The organism is Halomonas sp. GFAJ-1, assembly GCA_002966495.1.
GTDB lineage: Bacteria > Pseudomonadota > Gammaproteobacteria > Pseudomonadales > Halomonadaceae > Vreelandella.
In genome coordinates, this window is record CP016490.1 from 1,235,262 (window position 1) to 1,250,624 (window position 15,363).

The window sequence follows — 15,363 nt, forward strand, 5'->3', positions numbered from 1 at the left end:
GAATCTGCCGTGTTACTACTAAGTTTAGCGACTGTTTTTACCCTGGTACTGCTTCTGGGCAGTGGGGTGTGGATCGCCATCGCACTGATGGGGACTGCCTGGATTGCGCTGGAGTTTTTTAGCCCCTTTTCACCGGGTCCAATTTTAGCCTCCGATTTTTGGGGCGCAAGCTACGGCTGGGATCTAACCGCGCTGCCGATGTTCATCTGGATGGGTGAGATACTGTTTCGTTCTGGGCTTGCTGACAATATGTTCCGGGGGCTCTCCCCTTGGCTGAACCGGTTGCCGGGGCGCTTGCTACATACCAATATTATCGGCAGCGGTATGTTTGCAGCCGTGTGTGGTTCGTCAGCGGCAACCTGCGCTACGGTGGGCAAAATGACCTTGCCAGAGCTTGAGCGCAGAGGTTACGACAGCAATATGGCGATTGGTACGTTAGCCAGTGCCTCTACCCTGGGGCTGTTGATTCCCCCCTCTATCGTGTTGATTGTTTACGGCGTGGTCACTGAGCAGTCTATTTCGCGCTTGTTCATGGCAGGTATCGGGCCGGGTCTGATGATCCTTGCCATGTTTATGACGTACCTGGTTCTCTGGGCATTATTGAAGGGTAACCGAAACGGCTTAACCGGCGCTGATGAATCAAGCATGAGCTTTGCTGAAAAGCTGCGCAATACTTGGGCGTTGTTACCTATTTTGCTGCTAATTGGCGGGATCATCGTATCGATTTATGGGGGGCTTGCGTCACCTACGGAAGCGGCGGCGGTGGGCGTTGTGCTATCCATGGTGATTGCCCGGTTTAACGGTCACTTTAACCGCGAGATCTTTACCAGCTCGCTATTTGCCGCCGTGCGCACCGCCTGCATGATTGGATTTATTATTGCCGGGGCCTCGTTTCTCACCTCCGCCATGGGCTTTACCCAGGTGCCCATGCAGCTGGCGCGCACCATCGGTGAGATGGGGCTTTCGCCGACCATGCTGCTGATAGCGTTAACGCTGTTACTGCTAATCATGGGCTGCTTTCTTGACGGTATTTCTCTGATCTTGCTGGTTACCGCGATTATTATGCCAGTGGTGAGTGCGGCTGGGTTTGATCTGATCTGGTTCGGTATTTACCTGGTGATCGTCGTGGAAATGTCGCAGATAACGCCCCCCGTAGGGTTTAATCTGTTTGTTATCCAGGGGTTAACGGGTAAAGATATTTTTACGATTACCAAAGCGACGCTGCCTTTCTTCCTGCTCATGGCGCTGGCGATTGCGCTAATGCACGTCTTTCCGGAGATTGCGCTCTATCTACCCCAGGCAATGAACCGTTAGCCGTTAGGGATGCTCACTCCCCACCATAGGTAGCAATGCCGCCCCGGCCAGAGCGTTTGATGAAGTACATGCTCTGGTCGGCGGCATCTATTAGTTCGCGTTCATTACCAAAGTCGCCATCACATAAGCAGGCCACGCCGATGGAGGCCGACACATAAATCGGTTGTTGGTCAACGTTGGTCATTGGATGCTCTTGGAGGTGCTGGGTAATGCGTTGTGAAAAAAGCTTGGCCGAGTGGGCCGTCTCGTCGGGCAGGATAATTAAAAACTCCTCACCGCCGTATCGCCCGGCTAAATCACCCGTGCGAATCAGTGATGCCAGTGTGTGGCCGAAGTGCTCAAGTACTTGGTCGCCGATGCGGTGGCCATATCGGTCGTTGAGCGTTTTAAAGTGATCAAGGTCGATAAATACCACTGACATGGTTCGATTATTTTCTTGGCAAAATACAAAGCGCTCCCGTAATTGCTCCTCTAGCCAAGCGCGATTGGCTAGCTGGGTTAATGGGTCGAGACGGCTCTGTTTTTCAAGCGTTGCGTAGTGATGGTGCAAGCTTTCTAAGCGCTGGGTCTGTTCATCAAGCCGGGCGCTAAGGGTAAGCGTGTGCTGAAAAAGCAGTTGCTGAGCTTCAATGAGCAGTGCATGACTATCCATGTCAATGGGCTGAGCAAGCTGTAGCGTCTCAGCGGCTATCGCTAAGTCTTCCTGCAAGCGGTGCAACAAGTTGTCGAGCGTCAGCAGGGGGGCGCTTTCCATCACTGAGAGCTTGCGTAGCAGGGTGGCAAATGCACTGACCGGCTCTTCTGACAGCCAGGCATCGGCAATTGGCCCAGACAAACGTACACATAGCGTTTCCAACTGATCCGTTAAAAAGCCATCGTGGCTTTGGTAAATCGCATCCACGAGGGAGGTGGGCATGCCCCATTTAGCCGCTAGCCAAGCGCCTACCAAAGTGTGGTCGCAACCAAACTGTTGCCGTTCAGCGCGAGCTATTTGCTGGTGGGGCAACTCACTATTAGCGTAGAGCTTTTCCACTTTCTGAGGATAAGCTGCCTGCAGCGCTAAGATGCCAATATCCTGCAACAAGGCTGCAGTAAATGCACTGCCCCTATGTTCAGGGCAAAGCTGGTGGGCTAAGCGACTTGCCACAATGGCTGAAGTGATGGTGCGCTGCCAAATGCGAACTTGGGTTTTGTTCCCTTGGACGTGGCGCAGCAGGCTAAAGCTCAAAACAGTGGCTAGGGTGGCATCAAGCCCCAGGCGTTGGGTGGCTTCAAAGCTGGTATCGACAGGTTGTTGGCTGGAGCGAATAAACTGCGCGCTATTCGCCACCGCTATGAGTCGTGCGGTTAACGCCGGATCGTACTCAATTGCCTGCGCATAATCATGCAGAGTGGCATCCTGTGTGCGGGCAATCTCTAATATTTTTAACGCCACTGCTGGTAACGTTGGCAGGCTTGAGCACTTTAAAAGTGCCTGACTGACTAAACAGGGAAGCTCGTCAGTAAGCGCTGTGTAGCGTGTTTTATCCACTGCTGAAAGGCTTGTCATGTTTTCTCCCGTTGCACTCATCAGCGTGGCGGCGAGCACCAAGGTATGTTCTTTGCCTTTAATCATATACCCATGATGAGTCATCGTCCTCATTTGTGAGCATTGCAAAGTCGTAAAGTTGCTGTTTATCCTTAGTAATTCGTTGTGCTCTATCGATACAGCGTATATTGCTTAGCGGCTTCAAAATAATAAGGCGAGTGCGATATGCACAAACGTAATGATGCGGCGGACACCTTCCGCCAGCTAGCGGAAGGGTTATCGCTAAGCGGTACGCCTGAATTTTTTAAGGCGCTGGTGGGGCTGCTGGCCCATCTGTTGCGCGTCGATCACGTCCTGATTGCGGCTGTCACTGAAGAGCGTATAGCAGACACCTTGGCTGTTTGGTCGGCGGGGGAGCTGCAAGCCAACTTTACCTACCCGCTGCTGGGTACGCCCTGCGAAACGGTGGTGGGGCGCGAGACCTGCCTATATCCTTGCGACGTCCAGTCGCGCTTTCCTAAAGATGAACTGCTGGGTCAGCTAGGGGCCGAGAGCTATTTGGGAGTGCCGCTATTTGCATCAGACGGCTCTGCCATCGGCTTGCTCGCCATCTTGCATAATCGACCAATGCAAGTTGAAGCCGTTGAAAACGACATTATTCGTATTGCGGCAGCCCAAGCGGGGACAGAGCTGGGGCGCCGCCAAGCAGAGGATGCTTTGCGGGGCAGTGAGTTAATGTCTCGGGAGAGCGAAAGGCGCTTAAATACGCTGCTTAATCATCTGCCAGGTATGGCTTACCGCTGTTTAAATGATAGTGATTGGACCATTCAGCTGGCAAGCCAGGGAGCCGAGGCGTTGATTGGCTACCGGCCAGATGAACTGGAGGACAGCCGTTTAGTGAGTTTCGCCTCCCTTGTTCACCCAGAGGATAAGCCGCGCCTTAAGCAAGAAGTAGAAGCGTCAATTCGTCAGCGGCGCCCTTATCAAATTGTGTATCGCAATCGCCACCGTAACGGCGATTACCGCTGGGTGTGGGAGCAGGGGCAAGCGGTATTTGATGATCTGGGTGAGGTTGCCTGCTTAGAAGGCTTTATTACGGATGTTACCGACCAGCAAGAGGCCCAGCGCGTGCAGAGCGCCGTGGTTCAGGTGGCCTCTACGGTCACGTCTCGGGCGGGCGATGGTTACTTTCAGCAGTTGATTGCCACGCTGGTGGAGCTGTTAGAAGCAGATGCAGGGTTTATCGGGCAGCTCAACCATCCTATTGATGTGGGGGGTAACGATACAGCGGCCATAGAAGCGCAGCTCAGGCAGGCAACCATGAGTACCGTTAGTCTGACAGCGTCGCATACAGCGCTAGATAATTTGACGTTTATGCTGTCAGGAACGCCAGCCGCACGAGTTGTCGCAGAGCAAGAAAGCGTGGTGCATCACGTTGATACCTTCAACTTCCCCGGCGTACCGTTACACGCTAAAGCCTGGATAGGGCGTCGACTTGATAACGCCCGTGGAGAGGCGATTGGGGTCATGATGGTGTTCTACCGGAAGCCCTTAACGACGAATGCATTTGCGCGGTCGGTGCTGCAGATTCTCTCCACAGGTGCCGCCGCTGAATTAGAGCGTCGTCGCGACCACCGACACATGCATCGCCTTGCTTATACCGATGGCATCACGGGGTTGCCCAACCGCATCCGCTTTATGGAGCTGCTCGCGAGCATGAGCGAAGAGGCGCTGGCGTTAGGGCACTCCCTTTCACTGCTGTTGGTGGATATTCGCCGCTTCAAAGAGATCAACGACCTGCATGGGCATTACGTAGGGGACCAGCTGTTAGCCACGGTGGCTGGGCGTATACAGAACTACGAACTCCCCCAGCGAGCGGTTGCACGGCTATCGGGAGACGAGTTTGCCTTACTGCTACCGCTGGCCGATGAGGCGCGGGTATTGGAAACCGTCAAGGAGTTAGGCGTTGTCATTAAGCAGCCTATTCAGCTAGATCATCGCGTGTTTAATCTCGATGTGAGTATCGGGTTTGCCCGCTACCCGAATAATGTGCCGGACGTGGGAGAATTGTTTAACGCCGCCAGCATCGCCCTGCATCATGCCAAAAGGGGCGAATCCACTCACTGCCCCTATACCCACGCCATGCGCCATGCCTTAGAACGCCGGCAATGGATGACTGAGCGGCTCCATCTCGCCATCCTAGAGGGGCGGTTAGAACTCTATTTTCAGCCTCAGGTTGACCTCGCCAGCCACACGTTAACAGGTGCCGAGGCACTCTGCCGTTGGCACGATGCTGAGTGGGGGTGGGTAAGCCCAGGAGAGTTTATTCCGTTGGCAGAAGAGCGAGGGTTAATTTGCATGCTGGGCGACTGGGTGCTGGAAGAGGCCGCCCGCCAGCTCTCTCATTGGCAAGCTTGCGATACGCCACTACCGGGCAGGTTGTCGATCAATATGTCGGCTCAGCAGTTTGCTGACCCCCAATTGACGACGCATGTGGGCGAGCTAACCGCCAGCGTAGCGCCAAGTGCCATTGCTCTCGAACTCACTGAAAGCGATTTTATGCGTGACCCCGATCAAGCGGTCATCATTACCCAAGCCATGCGTCAGGCGGGCTACGCGCTGTTTATTGATGATTTTGGCACCGGCTACTCATCGCTTGCCTATTTACGCCGGTTTGCCGCTGATGCGCTAAAAATCGACATCTCCTTCGTTCGTGACATGCTTGATAACCATCACGACCGAGCCATCGTACAAACCATCATTGCTATGGCCGATAACCTGGAAATGAAAACCTTGGCCGAAGGAGTAGAAAGCGCCGCCCAAGCCGAGCTGTTAGCGAAGATGGGCTGCAACCAAGCCCAGGGTTACTGGTTTGGCCACCCGCTTTCTGCCGATGAGTTTGCCGCGAAGTGGTTAGCTTCTTAAGCCGTTTGAACAGCAACAAGGGCAGCAACACTCCTTTCCAGTACTGGCGTCATCGTCCTGTCATCATCCTTGGCATACCCTACGCGCCGCCGAACTCGCGAAAAAGGAGTGCCTTATGCGCCTTGCTCTGTTTGATCTTGATGACACCCTCCTGGATGGAGACTGCAGCGACCGCTGGAATTTATGGATGATAGAGCAAGGTTGGATTAGCGATGCAGAGACCTTTATGGCGGCGCTTAGACTGGCGAGCGGCCGAGTTCGCCTTGACTGACGGCGCATGCTGAATGGCCTGCCAAATTAAGTTTTATGCCCACCAATATGGCGGCTCGGATACTAAGCGGTAAAGCAGCGCTTCAGTGCCGCGTCTCGAACGCCACGCGAACGCCGTAAGCCATGCGTTGTTGAGCGGTAACGGGCGGGGTTTCGTTGCCAACCATCTCATCAGTGGCATCTGCCCAGGTGAGTACACCGTGGGTAAAGCCGAGCGGCGCCAGTGCGCGGCTGACCCATTGTGTGCCGCTAAAACGCTTGGTTTCACCCTGCGCATCGACCAGTAAACCAACCGAGTCACTGTAATGCAGCCGTACGATATACCAGCCCATATCAAGACCATGCAGCTCTACGTCGGGAAGCGGCGCAGAAGATTGTAGGCTTTTTGAAAGCTGAGAGAGTTCTTCAAGGGTCAGATGTGGGGGCAGCGTTGACGACATGACTTAGCCTCAATAACGGGAAGTATTGTACGTTTAAGTATAAGTTCTGGTTTGTTTTTGTACAGCTATTTTTGGAACCTTTGACTCGTGCCTTTTCTTCGTTGGCATCAGTAATTCGGTGGATACGAGAGCCTCTCAAGTGCGATGCCGCCTTTGTGCTAATCTTTGAAGAGCGAAACCAACTGTCTAATTAGCGACTGCGTAACGTGAGCTATTTGTAAGTAACGTAAAAGCGAGTACTTTTCGTAAGTGGTATAGCGTTGCAACGCTAAACGCTGTACTAGTCAGCCGGTAGGCAAAGGCGTGCCTCCGTTTATCCATTATTGTTGCGGAACAACGAAGCGCAGCATGAAGGTGATTCATTGGACGAAAACACTATGCTGAAACCATTACACCACTCAACCGCCTCAAATGAGTCAAGCAACCAAGCGATTGCTGTGTTGAGCGGTAAGCCCACTAAACGCGGCATTCGTATATTGGATGTTAGCGCGGAGTACGCCCACTTCTGGGGCGGTGAACGCGACGAATGGCTTGGCGCGTTACCTAAAATTGTTCGCCGTGAAGTGAAGAATCAGCAGTTACTGGACCAGCTTGGCGGTGCCTTAATGAAAGGCGAGCTGCGTACGGGAGACTCTCTTTCAGGCGTCGATCAGAGTGAGGGTAATTTCTCTTCTGGTGTGGCGTCTGCTTTTATTGAATGGCGTATCACAGCGATGGAAATGCCCGGTTATGCTGAAAAAGTCTTGGTTTTGACACAGCGCGATATCTCTAAGCGGGTTGAAAAAGAAGCCGAGCTAAAGCGTTTAGCGACCACGGATATGCTCACGGGGCTAATTAATCGAGCGCACTTTGATTATTTGATGAAGCACGAAATTGGCCGCTTGAACCGCTATATACGTCCTTTTTCACTGATTATGTTGGATGTTGACTATTTTAAGTCGGTTAACGACAGCCTAGGACACGATGTGGGTGACCAAGTGTTGGCAACGCTTTCCAAGCTGTTAGAAGAGAACCTACGTGAGTCGGACTACTGTGCCCGCTGGGGAGGCGAGGAGTTTATGATTCTCGCCCCTGAAACTGCGCTAGCCCAGGCCGTAAAATTGGCCGATAAAGTTCGTCAGCGTATCCGTTGTAGCCATTTTCCTGGCGCTGGCAGTGTGACGGTCAGTATGGGTGTTGTTGAAGTGACTCCCCATGAGACGCAACAAAGCGTGATGAAACGCGTTGATAACGCTCTGTATCGCGCCAAAGAGAAAGGGCGGGATCGTGTGGAGTTTTAATCTTAGTACTCAGCCAGCAAAGATAAAGGGGCCCGCAGGCCCCTTTCTAAATCGCTTAGCGCAACGCGACGGACGCCGCCTGAGACGTATCCACCGCATCCGCTAGCATTTCGGCGGTGATGGCAGAAAGCGTCCAGCCTAGATGGCCGTGGCCGGTGTTGTAGAACACTGTAGGTAGTTTGCCGGGGCCAACTTTAGGCAGCATGTTGGGCATCATCGGGCGCAAGCCCGCCCAAGGTACTACCCGCTGGGTGCTCACACCCGGGAAGCACTCTTCTACCCAGCGAATGAGCGGCTGAATACGGTCGTTGCGAATGTCGCGGTTTGCGCCGTTAAATTCAGCGGTACCGGCGATGCGGAAGCGGTCGTCACCCAGGCGGCTGGTGACCAGTTTGGTTTCGTCATCCAGCAGGCTGACGGTGGGAGCGGCCTGTTGTGAGGCTTCATCATCCAGCTGTACGGTGATGGAGTAGCCTTTAACCGGGTAAATGTTCACTCGGTCGCCCAGCTTCGCGGCAATGGCGCGGCTGCCTACGCCGGCGCATACCACAACGCTGTCAAAGCTTTGGCGGATGGTTTCGTCATCCACAGCCGCCGTTACCCAGGCACCGTTTTCATCCGCGCCGATATCCGTGATCTGGTGGCCGTAATTAAGCGTTACGCCGCGCTTTGCCGCCGCTTGGGCGAGACCGTTGGTGTACTTGTGGATGTCGCCCGTGGCGTCGCTCTCAGTAAAAAAGCCGCCGTAGTAGCTGCCCGCAAGCGTAGGTTCAATGGCCCGCATCTCATCGGGGGTGACTGCCCGGCGTTCTAGCCCGCCTTTGCTCAGCAGTTGCGATACCTTGGCGGCGTGGTCGTAGCCCGCTTTATCGCGGTAAATATGCAGAATGCCTTTCTGCTTTACATCAAAGTCGATCTGCTCGTCTTTCGCCCACTGAAATAGGTGCTCTCGGGCAGCAATGGCTAACCGGGTGGTTTCCGTGGTGTTGTCGGCATAGCGGGGAATGGCGGCGATAAATTCTGCAAACCAGCTTAGTTTATGCCAGCTAGGGCGAGGGTTGACCAGCAGTGGCGCGTCGTTTTTCAACATCCAACGCATACCTTTAATCACTGTTGGCCAGTGGTTCCACACTTCCGCGTTCGAGGCCGATAGCTGCCCGCCGTTAGCAAAAGAGGTTTCCATCGCCGCGTAGCGGTGTTTTTCAAAGACGGTGACATCAAAGCCACGTTTAGCGAGGGCATAGGCGCTGGTAATACCGGTAATGCCACCGCCGATAATTGCAATGCGTTGCATGAAGTTCTCCACAGATTGTATGAGCGTCGGGCGATACCCCCAGCAGCGTGTTTGCTAGGCGTACCCCTTCCGTCATGGAACCTGAGAGATTCACGCATCAAGTGAGGCGCTTGCTCCTTCGGTGGGCTGAGTGACGCAGTCATCAACCGCTCTTCGGAACGTACTGGTAATGATGTTTGCCGTCGCGGTCCGTTGGCCTGAGAGTTTCCGGGGTCGTTGCTCCTTCGGCGCTGGTGTCGGACACCAGTCTCTCCCGCGATAGCAGAGTAAGACGTTTTAACGCGTTAAAGGTTGCATGGGAATAAGGCTAACGTCGTAGAGGGCGGGCAGCATTGCTTTGCCAGGGGGGATATTTTGGTCGAAAATGCCCCACACCTTAGAGCAATGGACGAGACGCATGCAGGTAAACGGATTTTTTAGTGAAGCGGGACAAATCATTGGCGATATCATTCGCGCGGTCGTCGAGTTTTTACTGGCAATATTTACCAATTTCTTCGGCGCGCTTGAAGACTTTGTCGATGGGCTGAGCCGATCACTGGGTATCAACGCCTCATTTTTCAGTCTTCTTGTGCTAGTGATCGGCCTTTGGCTGTTGTGGCGCGGGGTTCGTGCGCTGCTGCGAGGCGCCTTGCTAGGCGCCATTGTGTGTATTGTGCTGGGCTTGGTTATCCTGTCGTGGTTGATGGTGTAGCTGCCCGACCGCCTAGCCATGCTTGGGCAATACCGCTGGCAAGCACCAGCGAGCACCCGGCCAATTGAAGCGGCGTGAGTGCTTCACCAAACAGGCTCCAGCCAAAGATCACCACGGCCACCGGCTCACAGTAGGCTAACGTACCGTAAAGGGCGGTAGGCAGCCGGTTAATGGCCATAACCGCGCACAACAGCGCTAAAAAGCCCGGTACGAAGCCCGCCGCCAATAGCCACGGCCACTGCCAGGTAGCGGCGGTTAGCCCGTCGGGCTGCCATAGGGCAAACGGAAGAATCGCCAGCGCTCCAACCAACAGTTGCCAAAAGGCGCAGGTGCGGTCATCTAAGTGACGGGGTAAACGGCGGTTGGTGAGGATAAAGCCGCTGTAGGCCAGCATAGCCGCAAGGCCAAACCCCATCCCAATCACGTCTTGGCGGTCTTCTAGGTTAAGGCGGAACTCCTGCATCATGGCAAACCCAAACAGTGCCAAACCGATGAAGCTCACCTGTTGAGGCGTCAGGCGTTCGGCAAACAGCGTATGCGCGACCACGGCGGCAAAAATCGGTGCGAGATACACCATCAAAATAGCGTTAGCCATTTGGGTGTAGTTCATGGCCTGCACGTAAAACAGAATAAATGCCGCTAAGAACAGCCCGCTAAGCACCACGTGACGCCCCGGCAGCGCTTTAAGCGATACGTGGCGCTTTGTCAGGACCAAGTAAATAAGTAAAAACGCAGCCCCTAGGCCCAGGCGATAAAAGGTAATGCTTTCGGCACTTAGTTCGGTAATACGTGAAATAACGCCAATGGTCGCCATGCCCACGGCAGCGACGACGGCAAGCACTAAACTCGAAGGAGCGATGCTGGGTGTGCTAGGGGAGAGTACGGCATGACGGGTCATCGCTTATGTATCCTGTCGGCAAGGCTAAAGACGTGCTCATCGTCGATGCACAAGTCGCGCAGCGCCTGCGCTAAGTTCAACAAGTAGGCTTTATTCGAGCCGCTCGGGCCGTGGGCGTGGGCAATTTGGTGGGCGATATCTTCCAGCGGCGCATCGCCTAAAAAAGCAGGGTTATCTTCAGTGGCTAAGTAAATTAACCCCTCGGTTTGCGTTTTACTCTTCTGCGCTTCTCCACGCTCCCCTAGAAACGTGAGCGGCACTTTTTCACGCAGGTAGCCGTTTTTCTCCCGCACATCCAGCGGTGCCAGTACGTCGGGGGTAATGCGGTATGCCATGCCATGACACAGGGCGCCTTGAGCGCGGATTAGCGTAGCAACCCGCCCTGGTGCTTCCGGCGTGCCACGGTGGTCGTGGGAGCCTTGCCAAAAGCGCCGCGCCCAGCCGGCGATATAGGCGGGTCTGCGCTCCAAGTACTCGAAATCAGCTTTCCAGATCAGCGAGCCGTAACCAAAAAGCCATATATCCTCATGGCCATCGAAGAAGTTTCTTTGCTGGTTTAAAACAGTGGTATCAAGCAACATAAGCTATTTACATTTATGACCAAAGTGGCTGCACGCGCATGGCGTTAACGGTTGTTCATCATCCGGGTTATACGATTGATTTACCAGCCAACCATCCTTTCCCCATGGAGAAATTCAGGTTGCTGCGCCAGCTGCTGGGCGAACAGTCGCTGGCGTGCCCCATTGAGTGGCTAACACCTGAGCCTGCACCCATTAATACCCTTGCCCGGGTGCATACCCGTGACTATCTGAATGCTTTTTTACAGGGCCGTTTGGCGCGTGCTGCCGAGCGGCGCAGTGGGTTTGCATGGTCGGAGGCGCTAGTGGAGCGTGTGCGTCTAGAAACCGGCGGTACCCTGCTAACGTTAGAAGCGGCACTTACCTCCGGGCTCGCCTGTAATTCAGCAGGGGGAACGCATCACGCCCATGCCGATGCCGCCAGCGGTTATTGCCTGATTAATGACCTGGCTGTGGCCGCCGCTCATGCCTTGGCGCTAGGCTGGGTCGAGCGGGTGCTTATCGTTGACTGCGATGTTCATCAAGGGGATGGCACCGCTCGGCTATTTGCTAATGTGCCCGGCGTGTTTACCTTTTCCATGCACGCCGCGCGTAATTTCCCAGCGCGCAAAGCCACCAGCGATTTGGACGTTGCGCTGCCTACTGGAATGGGCGATGACGCCTACCTCGCCGAGCTTGCGTCATGGTTGCCGGGAATCCTGGCAGCTTATCAGCCTGATGCAGTGCTGTATGACGCGGGGGTTGATGTCCATCAAGATGATCGCCTGGGCTATCTAGCATTAAGCAACCAGGGGCTGTATGCCCGCGACCACTATGTGCTTAGCTGCTGCCATGACGCGGATATTCCCGTGGCGGCGGTGATCGGCGGCGGCTATGACCGGGATATTCTCGCGCTGGCAGGGCGCCACGCCCAGTTGCACCGTGCGGCAGCGGATGTGCTGACGTTTAACGCCTAAATTCAGAATTTATAGGAAACCTAATGCGCGCTATTTTTCTGGTTGATAACGGCTCTTTACGGCCCCAGGCAACCCATAACCTACGCCGCGTGGCCCTGGAGCTCAGCCACCAGCTGGGCGAAACCGTGCAGGCGGCCTCACTGCTGCACTCCAATAAGATTCCTCCTGAAGAGGTCGACGGCATCCCTGCGATTACCCTTGGCCCAGCCGCCGAACGCAGCGCTGAGCAGGGGGCGACAGAGATTATTGTGCTGCCGTTCTTCTTTGGGCCAAGCAAAGCGCTGACCGGCTACCTGCCAGAGCGCATGGCCGCGCTACAGGCGCGTTTTCCCGAGGTGAGCGTTCGCGTAGCCCAGCCGCTGGTAGATGAGCGAGGTAATAACGACCTGCGTTTAGCCAAGCTATTGGCCGATAACGTGCGCGAAAAACTGCAGGCGGGCACAACGCCACAGGTGGCGCTGGTGGATCACGGCAGCCCGATTCCAGAAGTCACCGCCGTGCGCAATCGTTTGGCTGGGCAGTTAAGCGTGCTACTGGCAGATGAAGTGAGCTGTGTCGCGGCAGCATCCATGGAGCGCCGTGAAGGTGACGAATACCGCTTTAACGAGCCGTTGTTGGAGCATTTGCTGGATACGCCGGAATTCCAATCTGACCCGGTCATCTTAGCGATGCTGTTTCTATCGCCTGGGCGTCATGCGGGTGAAGGCGGCGACATCGCTGAGATTTGCGCCGCCGCTGAACAGCGCCATCCAGGGTTGACTGTAACCACGACCGCGCTGGTTGGCGAGCATCCTGACATTGTTGAGATACTGCACACACGGCTGTGCCAAGCGCTTGATGGTGAACGCTTTCTGCTTGAACTGCCGGCTACGCGAGACAATGCACGCTAGGGGGGAGGTGTAACACTGCTCAAAGGCGCGTAGAATCGCGAGCCTTTGAATGCGCAATTACACTGTTAACCAGGGCCCACATCTTGATCGCAACCGCCAATATCACTATGCAGTTTGGGGCCAAGCCCCTGTTTGAAAATGTCTCCGTCAAATTTAATAACGGCAATCGCTACGGTTTGATTGGCGCCAATGGTTGCGGTAAGTCCACCTTTATGAAGATTTTGGGTGGGGAGCTTGAGCCTTCTTCCGGGCAGGTCATGCTGGATAGCAGCACGCGCTTGGGTAAGCTGCGCCAGGATCAGTTCGCCTATGAGAACGAGCGGGTGATTGATACCGTGATTATGGGCAACACTGAGCTGTGGAAAGTGGCTGCTGAACGCGAGCGCATTTACTCCCTGGCAGAAATGAGCGAAGCCGACGGAATGGCAGTGGCTGACCTGGAAGTGCGCTTTGCCGAGCTTGACGGCTACACCGCCGAGTCCCGCGCGGGGGAACTGCTGCTGGGGCTTGGGATTCCCATCGAACAGCATACCGGCCCGATGAGCGAAGTCTCTCCCGGCTGGAAGCTGCGCGTGCTGCTGGCCCAGGCGCTATTTTCCGACCCAGATGTACTGCTGCTTGACGAGCCCACCAACCACCTGGATATCAACACGATTCGCTGGCTGGAAGACATTCTCAAAGCGCGTAGCAGCACCATGGTGATCATCTCCCACGACCGCCACTTCCTGAACAGCGTGTGCACGCACATGGCGGATCTGGATTACGGGGAAATTACCCTGTTCCCAGGCAACTACGACGACTACATGACCGCGGCCACCGCTGCCCGCGAGCGCCAACACTCGGATAATGCCAAGAAAAAAGCCCAAATTGCCGAGCTTCAACAGTTTGTTAGCCGCTTCTCGGCCAACGCCTCCAAAGCCAAACAGGCCACTTCACGGGCGCGCCAGATCGACAAAATCAAGCTGGAAGATATCAAGCCGTCCAGCCGAGTTAGTCCGTTTATCCGCTTTGAACAGAATAAAAAGATTCACCGCAATGCAGTGAATGTTGATGCGATTACCAAAGGCTACGACGATGAGAAGCCGCTTTTCGAGCGTTTCTCGATGACCGTCGAAGCGGGCGAGCGCATTGCGATTATCGGCCCCAACGGCATAGGTAAAACCACCCTGCTGAAAACCCTGGCGGGTGATTTACACCCTGATGCTGGTGAAGTGAAGTGGACCGACGCCGCTGAGGTTGGCATGTTTGGTCAAGACCACACCGACGACTTTCCTGTCGATGCCACGCTTTTTGAGTGGATGAGCCAGTGGACCAAAGGCGGCGAGCAGGTGGTGCGCGGTGCGTTGGGCCGGATGCTGTTCTCCAGCGATGACATTGGTAAATCTGTGAAGGTGATTTCCGGTGGCGAGCAGGGGCGGATGCTGTTTGGCAAGCTAACGCTCACTAACCCCAACGTGCTGTTAATGGATGAGCCAACCAACCACCTGGATATGGAATCTATCGAAGCGCTGAACCTAGCGCTGGAAAACTACCCAGGCACGCTGATATTTGTCAGCCACGACCGGGAGTTTGTCTCAAGCCTCGCAACCCGGATTATTGATATGCAGCCTGAGGGGCTTGTCGACTTCAGCGGTAGCTATGACGACTACCTGCGTAGCCAGGGTGTGGTTTAAAGCATTAGCCAATGATCTGTGTATAGGTAGACTCGGTGGCCGGCTCTCGGTCGGCATCGAGCATGTCGCCACTGAAGGTTTCGTTCATCTCTTTAGCCAGCGCTACATAAACGTGCATCTGCTGATTGCGGCGTTTATGCAGCGGCGGCTTCACCAGTAAGCTAACGCCGCGAATCGGCTCGTGGGTCTCGCCACCGAGTAAGTCGGGCATATCCCCGGGGGGAAAGGCGTTGGCTACGGTAACAGGGTTAGAGGGCTGCTGGCCGTCGATTAAAAACACCTTTTTGATGGCGTCAAAGCGAGCGTTCTTACTCCGCAGCCACTCGGTTAAGCGCGCATCGGTGGTGGAATCGGGCTGGGAAAAAATGACGAACAACGAGTGCTGCTTTACCTTTTTTGCCTGTTTTGGCGCTGGGGGCGCTTCGGGCTCCTGCGCTGGCTCTGCAGGGGGCGGCGTTGGCGCCACAGGTGTTGCCGCCGCTGCTTTCTCTTTGGCGCGGCGGCGTCTTGGTACCACGATATACACGAAAATAGCGGCTGCCAACATGCCTAATATCAGCGAGGCAAACGCGAGCAAAACAGGCAGGGAAGTATCGTCCATTCGCTTGAACCCTTATTGTTTGGCA

13 protein-coding genes and 2 other annotated features are annotated in these 15,363 nt (G+C 54.9%); of the genes, 7 read left to right on the forward strand and 6 right to left on the reverse strand.

The window, feature by feature from the left end:
* Positions 1-9 precede the first annotated feature (9 nt).
* Positions 10-1,314 (forward strand): C4-dicarboxylate ABC transporter permease, encoded by a 1,305-nt coding sequence (locus BB497_05650; protein ID AVI62229.1) that lies wholly within the window; start codon positions 10-12, stop codon positions 1,312-1,314.
* A 13-nt stretch (positions 1,315-1,327) separates the two neighbouring features.
* Here BB497_05650 and BB497_05655 read toward each other — a convergent pair whose 3' ends face one another.
* A complete protein-coding gene (locus BB497_05655; GenBank protein ID AVI64271.1) occupies positions 1,328-2,863 on the reverse strand; it encodes a diguanylate cyclase in 1,536 nt (511 codons plus the stop codon).
* A 204-nt stretch (positions 2,864-3,067) separates the two neighbouring features.
* On the opposite strand from BB497_05655, the gene BB497_05660 reads away from it, so the two are divergent.
* The gene (locus BB497_05660; protein ID AVI62230.1) at positions 3,068-5,767 is read left to right on the forward strand and encodes a diguanylate cyclase; all 2,700 of its coding nucleotides are present in this window, start codon (positions 3,068-3,070) and stop codon (positions 5,765-5,767) included.
* Between the two features lie 353 nt (positions 5,768-6,120).
* Here the strand turns inward: BB497_05660 and BB497_05665 are convergent, their stop codons facing one another.
* Positions 6,121-6,477 (reverse strand): hypothetical protein, encoded by a 357-nt coding sequence (locus BB497_05665; GenBank protein AVI62231.1) that lies wholly within the window; start codon positions 6,475-6,477, stop codon positions 6,121-6,123.
* Between the two features lie 377 nt (positions 6,478-6,854).
* Between BB497_05665 and BB497_05670 the strand changes: the two genes are divergently transcribed.
* Positions 6,855-7,757 (forward strand): diguanylate cyclase, encoded by a 903-nt coding sequence (locus tag BB497_05670; protein AVI64272.1) that lies wholly within the window; start codon positions 6,855-6,857, stop codon positions 7,755-7,757.
* Positions 7,758-7,812: 55 nt separating this feature from the next.
* On the opposite strand, the gene BB497_05675 is transcribed toward BB497_05670, so the two are convergent.
* On the reverse strand, positions 7,813-9,051 hold the full coding sequence (locus tag BB497_05675; protein AVI62232.1) for a D-amino acid dehydrogenase: 1,239 nt from the start codon (positions 9,049-9,051) through the stop codon (positions 7,813-7,815).
* Positions 9,052-9,110: 59 nt separating this feature from the next.
* Positions 9,111-9,218 (reverse strand) — a binding site (glycine riboswitch).
* A gap of 8 nt (positions 9,219-9,226) precedes the next feature.
* Positions 9,227-9,317, reverse strand: a binding site (glycine riboswitch).
* A 131-nt stretch (positions 9,318-9,448) separates the two neighbouring features.
* On the opposite strand from BB497_05675, the gene BB497_05680 reads away from it, so the two are divergent.
* Positions 9,449-9,742 (forward strand): hypothetical protein, encoded by a 294-nt coding sequence (locus tag BB497_05680; GenBank protein AVI62233.1) that lies wholly within the window; start codon positions 9,449-9,451, stop codon positions 9,740-9,742.
* Here the strand turns inward: BB497_05680 and BB497_05685 are convergent.
* Positions 9,717-10,640: a multidrug DMT transporter permease gene (locus tag BB497_05685; GenBank protein ID AVI62234.1), complete on the reverse strand. Its 924-nt coding sequence runs from the start codon at positions 10,638-10,640 to the stop codon at positions 9,717-9,719. The genes BB497_05680 and BB497_05685 overlap by 26 nt on opposite strands.
* Entirely contained in the window at positions 10,637-11,221 is a 585-nt protein-coding gene (locus BB497_05690) for a gamma-glutamylcyclotransferase (GenBank protein AVI62235.1), read from the reverse strand. The genes BB497_05685 and BB497_05690 overlap by 4 nt, the downstream gene beginning before the upstream one ends.
* A gap of 38 nt (positions 11,222-11,259) precedes the next feature.
* Between BB497_05690 and BB497_05695 the strand changes: the two genes are divergently transcribed.
* The 3 genes from BB497_05695 to BB497_05705 all read left to right on the forward strand — a co-directional run bounded on the left by BB497_05695 (position 11,260) and on the right by BB497_05705 (position 14,737).
* Positions 11,260-12,174, forward strand: coding sequence for a histone deacetylase (locus BB497_05695; protein ID AVI62236.1), 915 nt, complete (start codon positions 11,260-11,262; stop codon positions 12,172-12,174).
* A gap of 23 nt (positions 12,175-12,197) precedes the next feature.
* Positions 12,198-13,064, forward strand: a complete 867-nt coding sequence (locus tag BB497_05700) for a cobalamin biosynthesis protein CbiX (GenBank protein ID AVI62237.1) — start codon at positions 12,198-12,200, stop codon at positions 13,062-13,064.
* 83 nt (positions 13,065-13,147) lie between these two features.
* The gene (locus BB497_05705; GenBank protein ID AVI62238.1) at positions 13,148-14,737 is read left to right on the forward strand and encodes an ABC-F family ATPase; all 1,590 of its coding nucleotides are present in this window, start codon (positions 13,148-13,150) and stop codon (positions 14,735-14,737) included.
* Between the two features lie 4 nt (positions 14,738-14,741).
* On the opposite strand, the gene BB497_05710 is transcribed toward BB497_05705, so the two are convergent.
* On the reverse strand, positions 14,742-15,338 hold the full coding sequence (locus BB497_05710; protein ID AVI62239.1) for a hypothetical protein: 597 nt from the start codon (positions 15,336-15,338) through the stop codon (positions 14,742-14,744).
* Between the last annotated feature and the right edge of the window lie 25 nt (positions 15,339-15,363).

Coding starts and splice junctions, on each gene's coding strand:
- BB497_05655 (AVI64271.1), bottom strand. CDS start 2,863: ATGACAAGCCTTTCAGCAGTGGATAAAACACGCTACACAGCGCTTACT.
- BB497_05660 (AVI62230.1), top strand. CDS start 3,068: ATGCACAAACGTAATGATGCGGCGGACACCTTCCGCCAGCTAGCGGAA.
- BB497_05665 (AVI62231.1), bottom strand. CDS start 6,477: ATGTCGTCAACGCTGCCCCCACATCTGACCCTTGAAGAACTCTCTCAG.
- BB497_05670 (AVI64272.1), top strand. CDS start 6,855: ATGCTGAAACCATTACACCACTCAACCGCCTCAAATGAGTCAAGCAAC.
- BB497_05675 (AVI62232.1), bottom strand. CDS start 9,051: ATGCAACGCATTGCAATTATCGGCGGTGGCATTACCGGTATTACCAGC.
- BB497_05680 (AVI62233.1), top strand. CDS start 9,449: ATGCAGGTAAACGGATTTTTTAGTGAAGCGGGACAAATCATTGGCGAT.
- BB497_05685 (AVI62234.1), bottom strand. CDS start 10,640: ATGACCCGTCATGCCGTACTCTCCCCTAGCACACCCAGCATCGCTCCT.
- BB497_05690 (AVI62235.1), bottom strand. CDS start 11,221: ATGTTGCTTGATACCACTGTTTTAAACCAGCAAAGAAACTTCTTCGAT.
- BB497_05695 (AVI62236.1), top strand. CDS start 11,260: ATGGCGTTAACGGTTGTTCATCATCCGGGTTATACGATTGATTTACCA.
- BB497_05700 (AVI62237.1), top strand. CDS start 12,198: ATGCGCGCTATTTTTCTGGTTGATAACGGCTCTTTACGGCCCCAGGCA.
- BB497_05710 (AVI62239.1), bottom strand. CDS start 15,338: ATGGACGATACTTCCCTGCCTGTTTTGCTCGCGTTTGCCTCGCTGATA.